Annotated in this window: 16 protein-coding genes; 11 read left to right on the top strand and 5 right to left on the bottom strand. The window is 61.0% G+C overall.

Annotation, left to right across the window (positions count from 1 at the left end; all coding sequences use genetic code 11):
* Window position 1: 1 nt before the first annotated feature.
* Complete coding sequence (cyoE, locus tag AKL25_RS04545) at window positions 2-895, top strand: heme o synthase (RefSeq protein ID WP_050476442.1); 894 nt, start codon at window positions 2-4, stop codon at window positions 893-895.
* Entirely contained in the window at window positions 895-1,488 is a 594-nt protein-coding gene (locus AKL25_RS04550) for an SCO family protein (RefSeq protein ID WP_050476443.1), read from the top strand. Before cyoE ends, AKL25_RS04550 begins: the two co-directional genes overlap by 1 nt.
* 97 nt (window positions 1,489-1,585) lie before the next feature.
* Here AKL25_RS04550 and rpoH read toward each other — a convergent pair whose 3' ends face one another.
* The 4 genes from rpoH to ftsY all read right to left on the bottom strand — a co-directional run bounded on the left by rpoH (window position 1,586) and on the right by ftsY (window position 5,553).
* Window positions 1,586-2,476 (bottom strand): RNA polymerase sigma factor RpoH, encoded by an 891-nt coding sequence (gene rpoH, locus AKL25_RS04555; RefSeq protein ID WP_050476444.1) that lies wholly within the window; start codon window positions 2,474-2,476, stop codon window positions 1,586-1,588.
* Between the two features lie 321 nt (window positions 2,477-2,797).
* Window positions 2,798-3,721: a permease-like cell division protein FtsX gene (gene ftsX / locus AKL25_RS04560; RefSeq protein ID WP_050476445.1), complete on the bottom strand. Its 924-nt coding sequence runs from the start codon at window positions 3,719-3,721 to the stop codon at window positions 2,798-2,800.
* Window positions 3,718-4,410, bottom strand: coding sequence for a cell division ATP-binding protein FtsE (locus AKL25_RS04565; protein WP_007879588.1), 693 nt, complete (start codon window positions 4,408-4,410; stop codon window positions 3,718-3,720). Before AKL25_RS04565 ends, ftsX begins: the two co-directional genes overlap by 4 nt.
* A gap of 51 nt (window positions 4,411-4,461) precedes the next feature.
* Window positions 4,462-5,553, bottom strand: coding sequence for a signal recognition particle-docking protein FtsY (gene ftsY, locus AKL25_RS04570; protein WP_050476446.1), 1,092 nt, complete (start codon window positions 5,551-5,553; stop codon window positions 4,462-4,464).
* A 162-nt stretch (window positions 5,554-5,715) separates the two neighbouring features.
* Between ftsY and AKL25_RS04575 the strand changes: the two genes are divergently transcribed.
* The 9 genes from AKL25_RS04575 (at window position 5,716) to AKL25_RS04615 (ending at window position 14,094) form a co-directional block, all read left to right on the top strand.
* Window positions 5,716-7,107 carry a M16 family metallopeptidase gene (locus AKL25_RS04575; RefSeq protein WP_050476447.1) on the top strand — a complete coding sequence of 464 codons (1,392 nt, stop codon included), beginning with the start codon at window positions 5,716-5,718 and terminating at the stop codon, window positions 7,105-7,107.
* Between the two features lie 94 nt (window positions 7,108-7,201).
* Complete coding sequence (locus AKL25_RS04580; protein WP_050476448.1) at window positions 7,202-7,873, top strand: ParA family protein; 672 nt, start codon at window positions 7,202-7,204, stop codon at window positions 7,871-7,873.
* A gap of 43 nt (window positions 7,874-7,916) precedes the next feature.
* Window positions 7,917-9,233, top strand: coding sequence for a M16 family metallopeptidase (locus AKL25_RS04585; protein WP_050476630.1), 1,317 nt, complete (start codon window positions 7,917-7,919; stop codon window positions 9,231-9,233).
* 3 nt (window positions 9,234-9,236) lie between these two features.
* A complete protein-coding gene (gene rsmD, locus AKL25_RS04590; protein ID WP_050476449.1) occupies window positions 9,237-9,875 on the top strand; it encodes a 16S rRNA (guanine(966)-N(2))-methyltransferase RsmD in 639 nt (212 codons plus the stop codon).
* A gap of 50 nt (window positions 9,876-9,925) precedes the next feature.
* On the top strand, window positions 9,926-10,414 hold the full coding sequence (coaD, locus tag AKL25_RS04595) for a pantetheine-phosphate adenylyltransferase (protein ID WP_029363547.1): 489 nt from the start codon (window positions 9,926-9,928) through the stop codon (window positions 10,412-10,414).
* A 78-nt stretch (window positions 10,415-10,492) separates the two neighbouring features.
* Entirely contained in the window at window positions 10,493-10,750 is a 258-nt protein-coding gene (locus tag AKL25_RS04600) for a YfhL family 4Fe-4S dicluster ferredoxin (protein ID WP_050476450.1), read from the top strand.
* A 172-nt stretch (window positions 10,751-10,922) separates the two neighbouring features.
* Complete coding sequence (locus AKL25_RS04605) at window positions 10,923-11,528, top strand: cysteine dioxygenase family protein (protein WP_050476451.1); 606 nt, start codon at window positions 10,923-10,925, stop codon at window positions 11,526-11,528.
* A gap of 5 nt (window positions 11,529-11,533) precedes the next feature.
* Window positions 11,534-13,120, top strand: a complete 1,587-nt coding sequence (locus tag AKL25_RS04610; protein ID WP_157050483.1) for a rhodanese-related sulfurtransferase — start codon at window positions 11,534-11,536, stop codon at window positions 13,118-13,120.
* Between the two features lie 77 nt (window positions 13,121-13,197).
* Window positions 13,198-14,094 carry a DMT family transporter gene (locus AKL25_RS04615; RefSeq protein ID WP_050476453.1) on the top strand — a complete coding sequence of 299 codons (897 nt, stop codon included), beginning with the start codon at window positions 13,198-13,200 and terminating at the stop codon, window positions 14,092-14,094.
* Between the two features lie 7 nt (window positions 14,095-14,101).
* Here the strand turns inward: AKL25_RS04615 and AKL25_RS04620 are convergent, their stop codons facing one another.
* On the bottom strand, window positions 14,102-15,208 hold the full coding sequence (locus AKL25_RS04620) for a GGDEF domain-containing protein (RefSeq protein ID WP_050476454.1): 1,107 nt from the start codon (window positions 15,206-15,208) through the stop codon (window positions 14,102-14,104).
* Between the last annotated feature and the right edge of the window lie 99 nt (window positions 15,209-15,307).

The following is a 15,307-nucleotide window of genomic DNA, read 5'->3' on the forward strand; positions in this document are numbered from 1 at the left end:
CATGACCACATTGACCGTACAAACCAACCGCATTGCCCAGTATTGGGCGCTGACCAAGCCGCGCGTGACCCAGCTCGCGGTGTTCTGCGCCGTCATCGGCATGTTCCTGGCGACGCCGGAATTGCCGGACTGGCGCAAGGTCGTGTTCGGCACGATCGGCATCTGGCTGCTGGCCGGCGCTGCGTTCGCCATCAATTGCCTGGTGGAACGCGAAATCGATTCGCGCATGGCCCGCACCGCACGCCGCCCGATGGCGCGCGGTGAAATCACGGTGGCGCAGACGCTGGTGTTTTCCGGCGTTATCGGCGGCATGGGCATGTGGGTGTTGTACAACCTGGTTAATCCGCTGACCATGTGGCTGACGCTGGCGACCTTCGTCGGCTACGCCGTCATCTATACGATCATCCTCAAGCCGTCGACGCCGCAAAACATCGTGATCGGCGGCCTGTCCGGCGCGATGCCGCCGGCGCTGGGCTGGGCTGCAGTGGCCAATGACGTGCCGATGCAAGCCTGGATTCTGGTGCTGATCATCTTCATCTGGACGCCGCCGCACTTCTGGGCGCTGGCCATGTACCGCCGCGACGACTATGCCAAATCCGGCCTGCCGATGCTGCCGGTCACGCATGGCATGAAGTTCACCCAGCTGCAGATCCTGCTGTACACGATCGCACTGATTGCCACCACCATGCTGCCGTTCGCCGTCGGTATGAGCGGCTTGATCTACCTTGCCAGCGCAGCCGTGCTGGGCGCGATTTTCTTCTATTACTCCTGGCAGATTTATCGTCACTACACGGACCTGATCGCGCGCAAGGCATTTACCTATTCGATCATCTATCTGTCCTTGCTGTTTGCCGTGCTGCTGGTCGACCACTATTTCCTGTTCAGGACTTTCTGATGAAGCGTTTGCGTTCGTTGTTGCCGGCAGCTCTGCTGGCCTTGTCGACCTTGCTGCTGGCCGCCTGCCAGGGCAATACCGAGAAATTCGTCAACACCGACGTCACCGGCCTGGAATACGCCAAGGATTTCGCGCTGACCGACCACAACGGCAAGCCGCGTACGCTGGCTGACTTCAAGGGCAAGGCGGTCGTGATGTTCTTCGGCTATACGCAGTGTCCGGACGTCTGCCCGACCACCATGGCCGAGATGGCCAATGTGATGAAGGAACTCGGCCCGCAAGCCGACAAGGTGCAGGTGTTGTTCGTCACCGTCGATCCGGCGCGCGATACGCCGCAGATTTTGTCGCAATACGTGCCTGCCTTCGACAAGCGTTTCCTCGGCTTGTATGGCGATGAGGCGGCAACCGCCAAGGTCGCCAAGGAATTCAAGGTGTTTTATCAGAAGGTGCCGGGCAAGACGCCGGGCAGCTACACCATGGATCACACCGCCGGCAGCTATGTCTTCGATCCGCAGGGACACATCCGCCTGTTCGTCAAACATGGCCAGGGCGCGGAGCCCATCGTGCATGATTTGAAATTGCTGCTGTCGTAAGCGGTGCCGCATGATGCAGAAGGCGGCAAGGGTTGCAGACAAAAGAAAAGGCGCTCAACCGAGCGCCTTTTTCATTACTGCCGATTACCGTTGCAGATCAGGAAAACGCCTGCAGCGCACCCTTCATCTTCTTCAGGGCAACCGCTTCGATCTGGCGAATACGTTCGGCAGACACGCCGAATTCATCAGCCAGTTCGTGCAGCGTCGCACCGCTGCCGTCGTCGTTGGCCAGCCAGCGTGCTTCCACGATGCGGCGCGAACGGTCATCCAGCTTGCTCAACGCAGCTTCCAGGCCTTCCGACTGCAGACGGTCGTATTGCTTGGCTTCCATCACGCGGGTCGGTTCGCTGTTGTCCGAGGACAGGTAAGCGATCGGCGCGAATTTGTCGTCTTCGTCGTCGGTCGGCGCTTCCAGTGCAACGTCGCGGCCGGAGAGGCGGGTTTCCATCTCGATGACTTCTTCACGCTTGACGTCCAGCGTCTTGGCCAGCGCGTCGACTTGCGCCGGCGTCATGGCGTCCAGGCCTTCCTTGTGGCTGCGCAGGTTGAAGAACAGCTTGCGCTGGGCCTTGGTGGTCGCTACTTTGACCAGACGCCAGTTCTTCAGGATGTATTCGTGCATCTCGGCCTTGATCCAGTGCATCGCGTACGACACCAGACGCACGTTTTGATCCGGATCGAAGCGTTTGACCGCTTTCATCAGGCCGATATTGCCTTCCTGGATCAGGTCGGCGTGCGGCAGGCCGTAGCCCAGATAGCCGCGGGCGATCGAGACCACCAGGCGCAAGTGCGACAGCACCAGTTTTTGCGCTGCAGCGAGGTCATTCTTGTCGCGCAGACTTTGCGCGAGCGAAACTTCTTCAGCCTGCGTCAGCATAGGCAGGCGATTGACGGCCGAAATATAGGCGTCGATATTGCCCAGGCTGCCGGAGAAGCCGAGCGCAAGCGCATTGGTCTCGACGGGCATGAGTGCAGTAGCTGATTTCATTGATTCTCCTTGGTTCCTAAATGAGGAAGCGATGCATAAATTAAGCAGTTGCTTTAAAGCTGGAGTATTTCTATCAACTATTCTAGCACTCCTTCCAGGGGAGTGCTAATAACGAATCTGGAAGGAAGGAATAGCTAATTTCTATGGTTGCTTTTGATGCAATTGGCTTTCATCGCAAGAATTAGAGGGAATCTGAGGGCCAAAGTTGCCTCTTTCAAGGAGAAAGCTGTAACAATTTTTGCAGGGCAACAATGAAAAAAGACGATAGTTTCCCTCTGGAAATTATCGTCTTTGGAAGAGCGTGAAACCCGGAAGCCGGGATCAGGTCAGCCGGGACAGATGCCGCTTGACCGACAGCATGGCGCCAAGCAAGCCGAGCAAGGCGCTGGCGCCGAGCAGGAAGGCGATGGCTTCGATGCTCGGCGCCGCCAGGCGGAATTCCGAGGCATACAGGCGAGCGAAATCGGTGATGGCCAGATTCAGCGGCTGCAAGGCCAGCACCACCAGCCCCAGCGCCAGGCCGCCGGCGCACAGACCCAGCAGGGCGCCGGTGTAATAGAACGGGCGATGGATGAAGGCGTTGGTGGCGCCCAGCAGGCGCGAGACCTCGATTTCTTCATATTGCGTCATGACTTGCAGGCGAATCGTGTTGAACACCACCGCCACCACCACCGCGCCCAGCGTGATGCCGAGGAACAGCAACACCAGCCGCAAGATGCGCAGCAACGCCGCCAGGCGCTTGACCCAGGCCGAATCGATCTGGACCGTGTCCACGCCGGGCATCGCTTTGAGCTTCTGGGCGATGTCGTCGACGCGGCTGGCGTCCATGGCGTTCTGGAATCCCGAGAGTTTCAGGACATAACTGTCCGGCAACGGGTTCGAGCCCAGCGTCGCCAGCACGTCGTTGAGGCCGGTCTTGCTCTTGAGCGAATCGAAGGCTTTTTCGCGCGGTGTGAATTCAACCTTGGCGGTACTGCCGCTGCTTTGCAGGATGCCGTTGATGCTTGTGCTGAGCGCCGTGGCCTTGTCGCGCGAGACGTCCATTTTCAGGAAGATGCTGATTTCAGGCTCGACGGCCAGTTGTTCCGATACCGGCCGCACGTTTTCCAGCACGGTCAGGCCGGCGAAGGGCAGCGCCAGCGCAATCGAGACCACCAGCACGTTGAGGACGAAATTGCCCGGCGAACGCAGCAGATGGCTGAAGGCGTCGGCGAAAGCGAAGAAGTGTTGGCGCAGCCAGTTCATTGCGAAATCTCCACCGGATGGCTGACGCCGTTGTGCCAGCCGTCGACGATGCGGCCGCGGTCCAGGTAGACGATGCGGTCGGCGCCGGTCAGGTATTGCTCGTCATGGGTCGAGATCAGGCAGGTCACGCCGACGCCGTGGAAGGACTTGAGCGCCGCCAGCACCTTGTTGGCGTTGTCGCGGTCGAGATTGGCGGTCGGTTCGTCGGCCAGGATGATTTGCGGGCGGTTGACGATGGCGCGGGCAATCGCCACGCGCTGCTGTTCGCCACCGGAGAGTTCTTGCGGGCCCGAAGCCGCCTTGTCGAGCAGATCCACCTTGTCCAGCGCGGCGCGGGCGCGTTTCTCGGCGTCCGAACGGGCGGCGCCGGTCACGATCAGCGGCAACATGACATTGGCCAGGATGCTGCGGTCTTGCAGCAGGCGCTGCTGCTGGAAAATCAGGCCGAGGTTGCGGCGCAGATAAGGCATGCCGGAAGGCTTGATGGTGTTGATGCTCTGGCCGTTGACGCTGAGCGTGCCGCTGCTGGGGCGCTCCATGGCGGCGATCATTTTCAGCAAGGTGGATTTGCCGGCGCCGGATGGGCCGGCGAGGAACAGCAATTCGCCTTTTTGCACCGACAGCGTGATGTCGCGCAAGGCGAACACATCGCGCGAGTATTGTTTGGAGACCTTGGCGAATTCAATCATCGTCGGTTGTCTGATCTTTTCTTTTTGGCGTATTTCAGCTTTGTGTATTGATTAACTTAACAAGGCATCCACGAATTCTTCGGCATCGAAGGCTTGCAGGTCGTCGATCTGTTCGCCCACGCCGATGAAGTACAGCGGAATCGGACGGGTCTTGGCGATCGCCGCCAGGATGCCGCCCTTGGCGGTGCCGTCCAGCTTGGTCACGACCAGCCCGGTCAGGCCCAACGCATCGTCGAAAGCCTTGACCTGCGCCAACGCATTTTGGCCGGTATTGCCGTCGATGACCAGCAGTACTTCGTGCGGCGCGGTGTCCATGCCCTTGCCGATGACGCGTTTGATCTTCTTCAGCTCGTCCATCAGGTGCAATTGCGTCGGCAGGCGGCCGGCGGTGTCGACCATCACGACGTTGGTGCCGCGCGCCGTCGCCGAGTGCACGGCGTCGTAGGCGACCGCGGCCGGGTCGCCCGACTCCTGCGAAATCACGGTGATGTTGTTGCGTTCGCCCCAGATCGTCAGCTGTTCGCGCGCGGCGGCGCGGAAAGTGTCGCCGGCGGCCAGCAGCACCGACTGATCATGCGCCTGCAAATGTTTGGCCAGCTTGCCGATCGTGGTGGTTTTGCCGGCGCCGTTGACGCCTGCAATCATCATCACCAGCGGCTGATGGCGGCCCAGCACCAGCGGCTTTTGCAGCGGGCGCAGCATATCGACAAGCAGCACACGCAGGGCCTGGCGCACCTGGTCGGCTTCAGTCAGTTTTTCATCCCTGACCTTTTTCTTGAGCGAATCGAGCAGGAACTGGGTGGCTTCCACGCCGGCGTCCGAGACCAGCAGGGCCGATTCCAGCTCTTCGTAGAGCTCGTCGCCGATCTTGGCGCCGACGAACAGCGTGGTCAGGTTGCTGGAGGTCTTGGACAGGCCGCTTTTGAGGCGAGCCAGCCAGGAGCGCTTGGCTTCCGGCGACGGCGCAGCAGCTTCGACGATTTCTTCAGCGACGGGCGCAGATACTGGCACCAGCGTCGGCGCCGGCGTTTCGGGTGTTGCAATAACGACAGGAGCGGCGGCAACAGGAGAAGCAACAGCGGGCGCGGCTTCCTTGGCGACGATGGGTTCTGGCTGGGGCTTTTTCTTGAAGAAACTAAACATCGGATGCTGGGCTGATTCGTCGAATGTGGCTGCGGTGTCGGGTGGGGGCGCGCTTCCCTGGTTTCCGGGAGGGAAAACGCGATGAACAAGGTACAATTGGCGCGGAATATTGCCCTCTGGGCACTCCCTGGCCAGCCCTCGCATTCTATCAGAGCACAGCGAATGAAATTGAAGATCAGCGCAATCCTGTCGACCGGCCTGTTATTCGGCTGCCTGGCGGCCCCGGGTGCCGCCGCGCTGGCCCAGTCGGCGCCATCGGTCGCCTCGGAGTTCATGCTCAGGAACGGCATGAAAGTGATCGTCAAGGAAGACCATCGCGCGCCGACGGCGGTGCAGATGGTCTGGTACAAGGTCGGCTCCATCGACGAAACCAACGGCACTACCGGCATCGCCCATGCGCTTGAGCACATGATGTTCAAGGGCACCAAAAAGCACAAGACCGGCGAATTCAGCCGTCTGGTCGCCGAACTGGGCGGTCGTGAAAACGCCTTCACCAATCGCGATTACACCGCCTACTTCCAGCAAGTCGAGCACACCCGGCTGGAAGCGGTCATGGCGCTGGAAGCCGACCGCATGCGCAATTTGCAGTTCGACAAGAACGAATTCGCCAAGGAAATCCGCGTCGTCATGGAAGAGCGCCGCTGGCGTACCGACGACCAGCCGCAGGGGCTGATGAACGAAGCGCTGCACGCCGCGGCGTTCGTCGCGCATCCTTACCATCATCCGGTGGTCGGCTGGATGGACGATCTGCAGAACATGACCATCGCCGATATCGAAGCCTGGTATCGCCGCTGGTACGCTCCCAACAACGCCACGCTGGTGGTCAGCGGCGACGTCAGCGCCGACAAGGTGGCGGCGCTGGCCGAGAAATATTTCGGTAGCATTCCCGCCAAAACCATCGTGCGCGGCAAGCCGCAAAACGAACCTGAGCAACACGGCTTGCGCCGCGTCACCGTCAAGGCGCCGGCCGAGAATCCTTACGTGATCCTGGCCTTCAAGGTGCCGACGCTGCGCGATGTCGACAAGGACCAGGAAGCCTACGCGCTGGACGTGCTGTCGGCGGTGCTCGACGGCTATGACAATGCGCGCCTGAACAACAAGCTGGTGCGCACCGACAAGGTCGCCAACAGCGTCGGCGCGGGTTACGACGACATCACGCGCGGCCCCACTCTGTTCACGCTGGAAGGCAGCCCGGCGGCCGGCACCACCACCGCGCAACTGGAAGCGCTGTTGCGCGCCGAAGTCGCGCGCATCGCCGACGACGGCGTGTCCGCGCAAGAATTGCAGCGCGTGAAGACGCAACTGATCGCCTCGCAGATTTACAAGCGCGATTCCATCTTCGGCCAGGCCATGGAAATCGGCGTGATGGAAATGTCCGGGCTGTCGCACAAGAATATCGACCGCATCGTCGACAAACTGAAATCCGTGACGCCGCAGCAAGTGCAGGCCGTCGCGCAAAAGTATTTCACCGACGACAAACTGACCGTGGCCACGCTGGAGCCCTTGCCCTTGTCGGGCAAGAAGCTGGGGCCGCCGCCGGGCCCGCTGCGGTGAGCGGCATTGTGCCGGTATTGAGTTGGTAGCCTGATTGAATGACGATGTTTGTCCAAAAAACTGACCGAGCGTTGCACTCTTACGGAGGAAAAACATGCCAGTGATCGTCGTTGCGAACCCGAAAGGCGGCGTAGGTAAAAGTACTCTTTCCACCAACCTGGCCGGCTATTTCGCCAGCCGCGGACATGGCGTATTGTTGGGCGATATCGATCGCCAGCAATCGGCGCGCGCCTGGCTCAACATCCGGCCGCCGGCAGCGACGCAGATCGCCACCTGGGATATCAGCGAAGACTACATCGCCAAGCCGCCCAAAGGCACCACGCACGTGGTGCTGGATACGCCGGCAGGCTTGCACGGGTGGCGCCTGAACGATGTCCTGAAAATGGCCGACAAGGTGATCGTGCCCTTGCAGCCGTCGATCTTCGACATCCTCGCGACACAGGATTTCCTGCGCCGGCTGGCGGAAGAAAAAGCCGTGCGGCAGGGCGAGATCGATGTCGGCATCGTCGGCATGCGCGTCGACGCGCGCACGCGTTCGGCCGATCAGTTGCACCGCTTCATCGAAGGCCTGAACCTGCCGGTGCTGAGCTATCTGCGCGACACGCAGAACTACGTGCAATTGGCTGCGCACGGACTGACGTTGTGGGATATCGCGCCGTCGCGCGTGCAACGCGACATCGAACAGTGGCAGCCGATCGTCGACTGGGTCGAAGGCCGGCCGCTTCCTGCTCCTGCGGTCTCCGCGATTACCATGCCGCCGCAGTGATGGCGGCTTTCCTGATTTGTACGTTCATTCAGTCAGCATCAAGATGAAAAAATATTGGTTGGTTTGCGCGACGCTGCTCGCTTGCTTTGCCACGCAGGCGCAGGCCGCCTTGCAGATCCAGTCGTGGTCTTTGCCCAATGGCGCGCGCGTGCTGTTCGTCGAAAACCATGCCATTCCCATGCTCGATCTCAGCGTAGAGTTCGATGCCGGCGCGCGCCGTGATCCGGCTGGAAAATCCGGGTTGGCGTCGCTGACCAACGCCATGCTCACGCGCGGTACAGCTGCCGCCGGCGATGCGCCGGTCTTGTCGGAAGCGCAGATCCTTGACGGTTTCGCGGATGTGGCGGCACAGCGCGGCGGCGGCGCCAGCATGGATCGCGCCGGCGTCACTTTGCGCATGTTGTCGAGCGCGGTCGAGCGTGATGCCGCAACAGGCTTGCTGGCGCGCACGCTGGCGCAGCCAAGCTTCCCGGCAGAACTGTTCGCCCGCGATCAGGCGCGCACCATCGCCGATGTGAAAGAGTCGCAAACCAAGGCCGAAGACATCGCCAACAAGGCGTTCTGGGCCGCGCTGTATGGTGAGCATCCATACGCACGCCAGGAAAGCGACGCCTCGGTCGCTGCGATTACGCGCGACGATCTGGTGAATTTCCATCGCACGTATTACGTCGCCAACCGCGCCGTCATCGCCATGATCGGCGACGTCACGCGTACGCAGGCAGATCAGATTGCACAGCGCCTGACGCAGCAATTGCCGCAAGGCGCCGCGCTGCCGGCCTTGCCTGACGTGGCCGCAAACAAGGCGACGGAGCAACGCATCGCCCACCCGGCGTCGCAGTCTCACATCTTGATCGGCATGCCGGCGCTGGTGCGCGGCGATCCGGATTTCTTTGCGTTGACGGTCGGCAATTACATCCTCGGCGGCGGCGGGTTTGTGTCGCGCCTGACCAACGAAGTGCGCGAAAAGCGGGCCTTGAGCTACAGCGTCTACAGCTATTTCTCGCCGCTGGCGCAACAAGGTCCGTTCCAGATCGGCTTACAGACCAAGCGGGAGCAGACCGACGAAGCGCTCGGCGTGGTGCGCAGCACGCTGGCGGCTTATCTGCGGGATGGCCCGACGGCGGCCGAGCTGAAGGCGGCCAAGGACAACCTGGTCGGCGGCTTCGCCTTGCGTATCGACAACAATCGCAAGATCCTCGACAACCTCGCCGTGATCGGCTATTACCGCTTACCGTTGGATTATCTCGACACCTGGACGGCAAATATCGGCAAAGTCACGATTGCGCAGATTCGCGATGCCTTCAAGCGTAAAATTGCGCCCGATCAATTCACGACTGTCGTGGTGGGCGAGGCAAAATAAAATATGAGCAAGACTGTAAGAAAACACGGCGTTGCAGCGCATAGCCGCAGCGCGCATCAGGTTCGCATCATCGGCGGGCAGTGGAAACGCACGCCGCTGCCGGTGCTGGACGCCGAAGGCCTGCGGCCGACGCCGGACCGTGTGCGCGAAACCGTATTCAACTGGCTGACGCATCTGATCGACGGCGATTGGGAACACGTGACTTGCCTCGACCTGTTCGCCGGATCCGGTGCGCTCGGCTTCGAGGCCGCCAGCCGCGGCGCGCAGCGCGTCGTGATGGTGGAAAACCACACGCCGGCGGTGCGCCAGCTCGAAGCCAACAAAGAAAAATTGCAGGCCGCGCAAGTCGAGATCCAGCGCGGCGATGCGCTGGCGTTGTTGCAGGGACTGAGCACGCGCACCACGCCGGCCAACGGATTTAAGCTCATCTTTGCCGATCCGCCGTATCATCAAAACTGGTTGGCGAAAATCATGCCGATATGCGAGCAGCTGCTGGCGAGCGAGGGGCTGATGTATGTCGAATCGGAACATTCCCTGGAGGGCGACGAGCTTCCGGACTGGATGGCGGGCTGGGAAGTTGTTCGTGCCGATAAGGCAGGCGTGGTGTTTTATCACTTATTGCAGCGCAAAAATATCGGCTAATTCAGGCATAATGCGCGTTCTGATTGCTTAGCTGGTGAGGAGAGACCCTGATGGTAACAGCAGTTTATCCGGGAACATTCGATCCGTTGACGCGTGGCCATGAAGATCTGGTAAGACGCGCATCGGGATTGTTTGATAAATTGGTCGTAGGCGTAGCGGACAGCAAAAACAAGAAGCCGTTTTTCTCCCTTGAGGAGCGCCTCTCGATAGCAAATGAAATATTGGGACATTACCCAAATGTCCAGGTGGAAAGTTTTTCCGGCCTGCTCAAGGATTTCGTGCGGCAAAACAATGCCCGCGTCATCGTGCGCGGCCTGCGCGCGGTATCGGACTTCGAATACGAATTCCAGATGGCCGGCATGAATCGCTATCTGCTGCCCGACGTGGAAACCTTGTTTCTGACGCCGTCGGACCAATATCAATTCATATCGGGCACGATCGTGCGCGAAATCGCCTTGCTGGGCGGCGACGTGTCGAAGTTTGTATTTCCCTCGGTCGAAAAATGGCTGAAGGAAAAGATGGCGAAGATGGATTTGTGATGTGCAGTTGCCTTGCCCGACCGCACGAAAATGCGCGGCAGGCGAGGCAGCTTGTATGAGAAGAAAGCGGAGTAATTTATGGCACTGATGATCACCGATGATTGCATTAACTGCGACGTCTGCGAGCCTGAGTGCCCGAACGAAGCGATCTACATGGGGCCGCAGATCTATGAAATCGACCCCGGCAAATGCACCGAATGCGTCGGCCATTTCGACGAGCCGCAATGCCAGCAGGTCTGCCCGGTCGCCTGCATCCCCTTCGATCCCGCCTGGCGCGAATCCAAGGAACAACTGATGGTCAAGTACGAAACGCTGCAGGCTGCGGCCAAGGCCTGAGCGCTTTCTGTGCGGTCATCGTTCCGTATCCCGGCCGCATCCCCGCGGCGTCATAAGAAAATCCTGCTTGCTTATAGATAGTCCGTATTTCTGCTGCGCCGTCCCGGCGCGGTATCATCGTCGTTCGTCTTTTCTTTAGCCATTTTCTTTGCGCCTCATCGGGAAAACAGCCATGTCCAATCATCAGCGCTTGCGCCAGTTCATCACCTCGTTTGCAGCCTTGCTCGATCGCGAGTCCGGGGAAGCCGGCATCATCCGCGCGGGTTCGGCGCTCCTGCGCGAACTGGTCGCAGTCGATGACTGGCTGCCGGAAGCCTATGCGCAGCCCGATCCCGAACGCTATCGCCAGTATTTGCTGCACGTCGACTCGGCGCAGCGATTTTCCGTGGTGAGTTTTGTCTGGGGACCGGGACAGCAAACGCCGGTGCACGACCATACGGTGTGGGGCCTGATCGGCATGTTGCGCGGCTCGGAATATTCGCAATCCTATCGTCATCAGGAAGGCGCACTCCTGCCTCACGGAGAACCGATACAATTGACGCCCGGCATGGTCGAAGCGGTGTCGCCGCATGTGGACGGCCTCGACGACATCCATCGCGTGCGCAACGCCTACGACGACAAGGTGTCGATCAGCATCCACGTGTACGGCGCGAATATCGGTGCAGTGCATCGCTCGGTGTATCAGCCGGACGGCACGCGCAAGGCATTCATTTCGGGCTATTCGAACACCACCTTGCCTAATATTTGGGATCTGTCCCTGGAGACGAAAACAAGATGAACCGCATGAGCATTCCTACGCGCAGTTTTCAGCAAGTCCGCGAAGATCTCCTGGCGCGCCGCGAGATCGCGCTGCTCGACGTGCGCGAAGAAGCGCCGCACGCCGAAGCGCATCCGCTGTTCGCCGCCAATTTGCCGTTCTCGCATCTGGAGCTGTTGGCGTATGCGCGCATTCCGCGCCGCGACACCGCCATCGTCGTGCTCGACGACGGCGAAGGGCTGGCGCAACAATCCGCCGCCCGTTTCATCGCGCTCGGCTACAGCAACGTCAGCATCCTGGAGGGCGGCGTCAGCGGCTGGAAGGCTGCCGGCGGCGAGCTGTTCCAGGACGTCAACGTGCCCAGCAAATCCTTCGGCGAACTGGTGGAAAGCAAGCGCCACACGCCATCCTTGTCGGCAAAAGAAGTCAAGGCTTTGCTCGATGCCAAAGAAGATGTGGTGGTGCTGGATGCGCGCCGCTTCGACGAATACCAGAACATGAACATCCCGACTTCGGTCAGCGTGCCGGGCGCCGAACTGGTGCTGCGCGTACGCGAACTGGCGCCGGATCCGAACACGCGCGTCATCGTCAATTGCGCCGGCCGCACGCGCAGCATCATCGGCACGCAATCGCTGGTCAACGCCGGCATTCCGAACCAGGTGCATGCACTGCGCAACGGCACCATCGGCTGGACGCTGGCGGGGCAACAGCTGGAGCATGGCAACAGCCGTCAGTTCCCGACCGCCGTCGCCGCAGCGACGCGCGCACAGGCCGCTGCCGATGCGCGTGCGGTGGCCGATCGCGCCGGCGTCAAGCGACTCGATCAGGCGGGTTTGCAGGCCTTCCGTGCGGATGCCGCGCGCACGACCTATCAGTTCGACGTACGCACGCCGCAGGAATATGAAGCCGGCCACTTGCCGGGCTTCCTCAGCGCGCCCGGCGGGCAGCTGGTGCAGGAAACCGAATCCAACGCCACCGTGCGCGGCGCGCGCATCGTACTGGCCGACGACGACGGCGTGCGCGCCAACATGACGGCGTCATGGCTGGCGCAGATGGCGTGGGAAGTGTATGTGCTCGACGGCGTGACGGCGTCGCAGTTTTCAGAACAAGGTCCGGCCGGACGTGAGTTGCCGCCGGCGCCGCCGTCGGAAAAAATCTCGCCGCAGACTCTGGCGACCTGGCTGGAGCGCAAGGACGGCACCGTCGTGGTCGACTTCGCCACCAGCGCCAACTACGTCAAGCAACATATTCCCGGTGCCTGGTTCGCGCTGCGTTCGCAATTGCCGCAGGCGCTGGCCAACTTGCCGCCGGCGGAGCGCTATGTCGTCACCTGCGGCAGCAGCCTGCTGGCCGCGTATGTGATCGGCGATGTGGCGGCGCTGACCGACAAGCCGGTGTTCTTGTTGGACGGCGGCGACAACGGCTGGAAGGCGGCCGGCTTGCCGGTCGAGAGCGGCGACACCGCGCTGGCCTCGCCGCGCATCGACCGCTATCGCCGTCCTTACGAAGGCACCGACAATCCGGCCTCGGCCATGCAGGCTTATCTCGATTGGGAATTCGGCCTGGTCGAGCAGCTCGGCCGCGACGGCACTCATGGGTTCTACGTCATATAGGGTATTGCCGAACGACAAATCGAAAAAGACGCGACCCGATTACAATGACGGTCGCGTTTTCTTTTCTACAGGATTGCATGCTACATCTCTCGCCGCGGGCCGTCGGTGCTTTGCTCGTCAACACGACTATCTGGGGCTTGTCCTGGATCGCCTTCAAATCCCTGCAACAGCAGGGCATCCATCCGATCTGGTCGACCGCGATCATTTTTTCGTTCTGCACGATCTGGCTGTTGCTGCTCAAACGCAAATCCATCGGGGAACTGCGCAAGCATCCCGAGCTGCTGTACGTCGCAGTAGCTTCCGGCGTCAACAATATCGCGTTCAACGGCGCCGTGGCCTTTGGCGATGTGGTGCGGGTGGTGCTGCTGTTTTATCTGATGCCGATCTGGGCGGTGATTCTGGCGCGTCTGGTGCTGCACGAGCCGATCACCCGGCCGGCCGTGTTGCGGATTGCACTCGGGCTGCTCGGCGCGCTGATCGTGTTGTATCAGCCGTCCATCGGCGTGCCCCTGCCGCATGACCTGGCCGACTGGGTGGCCTTGCTCGGCGGTTTGAGTTTTGCCTTCAGCAATGTGATGCTGCGCCGTTTGCACGGCGTGGCCGATGGCGCACGTTCGATTGCGATGCTGGGCGGCGGCGCAGTGCTGTCGCTGGTGCTGGGCGCTGCGCTCGCGGTGAGCGGCGTGATTGCCTGGCCTGCTTCCATCGGCGCACCGTCGATGCCGACGCTGGCCTTGTGGTCGGTGCTGTTCATGATTTCCAACCTGTGCCTGCAATACGGCGTGGCGCGCCTGCCGGTCAATATCACGGCGGTGGTGATGCTCGTGGAAATCATTGTCGCGGCTGCGTCGGCGTGGTGGATGGGGGCGGCGGAATTACGCGTGCAGGATTTCATCGGCGGCGCCTTGATCATCGCCACGCCCTGGCTGATTCGCGACAAACGGACCAACCCGGCGCTGCCGTCAGGACATTGATACGTCTTTAGTCCGCCAGCACGACGCGGTTGCGGCCGCTTTCCTTGGCGCGGTAGAGCGCTTCGTCGGCGCGCGCGACCAGCTTCTGGCGCGCCACGTCGGCCGGGATGCTGCGGTCCGGCGGCGTTTGCGCGGCAGCGCCGATGGAGACGGTGATCTGCAGCGCATTGTCGGCATCGGCGCCGGCGATCAGGATCGCCTGCTGGGCTACGCTGGCGCGGATGCGCTCGGCGATGCGGGCGGCATCCTGCACCGTCGCCTGCGTCAGCAGCACGATGAATTCTTCGCCGCCGTAGCGTCCGAGCGAGTCGCTCAGGCGCAATTCTTTTTTGATCCGTGTGGCCACTTCACGCAACACGTCGTCGCCGCTTTGATGGCCGAATTTGTCGTTGACGCGCTTGAAGTGGTCGATGTCGATGAACAGGCAGGACAGGGCGGAGCGCTCGCGCTGGGCGCGCCCGATTTCTTCCTGCATGCGCTGTTCGATGTAGCGGCGGTTGTTGACGCCGGTGAGCGGGTCGGTCAGGCCGATGTGTTTCAGGCGCTCGTTGTTGATGACGTTTTCCAGGCAGATGGCGACCACCGAGGCCAGGCGTTCGATGAAATCGGTCGCCAGGTTGCCGGTAAAACGTCCTTCATGTGCGCTGCCCAGCGCCAGGCAACCGATCAGTTTCTGGTGGCGCATGAGCGGCAACACCGCAACGCTGGCCGGCTGGTAGCTGGGAAATAATGGCTTATGCAGCGCCGGCTGGTAAGGACCCAGCGTCGGCTTGTGCTGGTCCGGCGACAGCGGCGTGCTGCCTTCGACGTGGAACAGCAGATTGGGATATTCATCCAGGCCGATTTGCAGGTCCTGCAGGATGCGGCGGATGTCGAAATCGTGGTCGATCAGGGTGAGGGTGACGATTTCCAGATTGAAGGTGTTCGGCATCAGCAGGGACACCGTTTCAATCAGGTCGCGGAATTCGCCGGAGCCGATCAGGCGCAGGTCGAAAGCCTGATGGCGTTGCATGATCTGCTGGTTGATGCGCGCTTGTTCCAGAAGATCCTGCATCTCAGCATGCAACTGCTGATTCTCTTCGATCAGTGCTTGAGTGTCGACAGCGCTTTTCATCTTTGATCCGGTCTTGCAGCCGCTCTTTTTTCCCTAACATGGTGCATGCCGCCCCACGTTCCCTGTTGCCCGCTGCGCCGTATTGCGTCGGCGTCATGA

Origin of the sequence: Herbaspirillum rhizosphaerae, from assembly GCF_001189965.1 — a bacterium.
Taxonomy (GTDB): Bacteria; Pseudomonadota; Gammaproteobacteria; order Burkholderiales; family Burkholderiaceae_D; genus Herbaspirillum; species Herbaspirillum rhizosphaerae.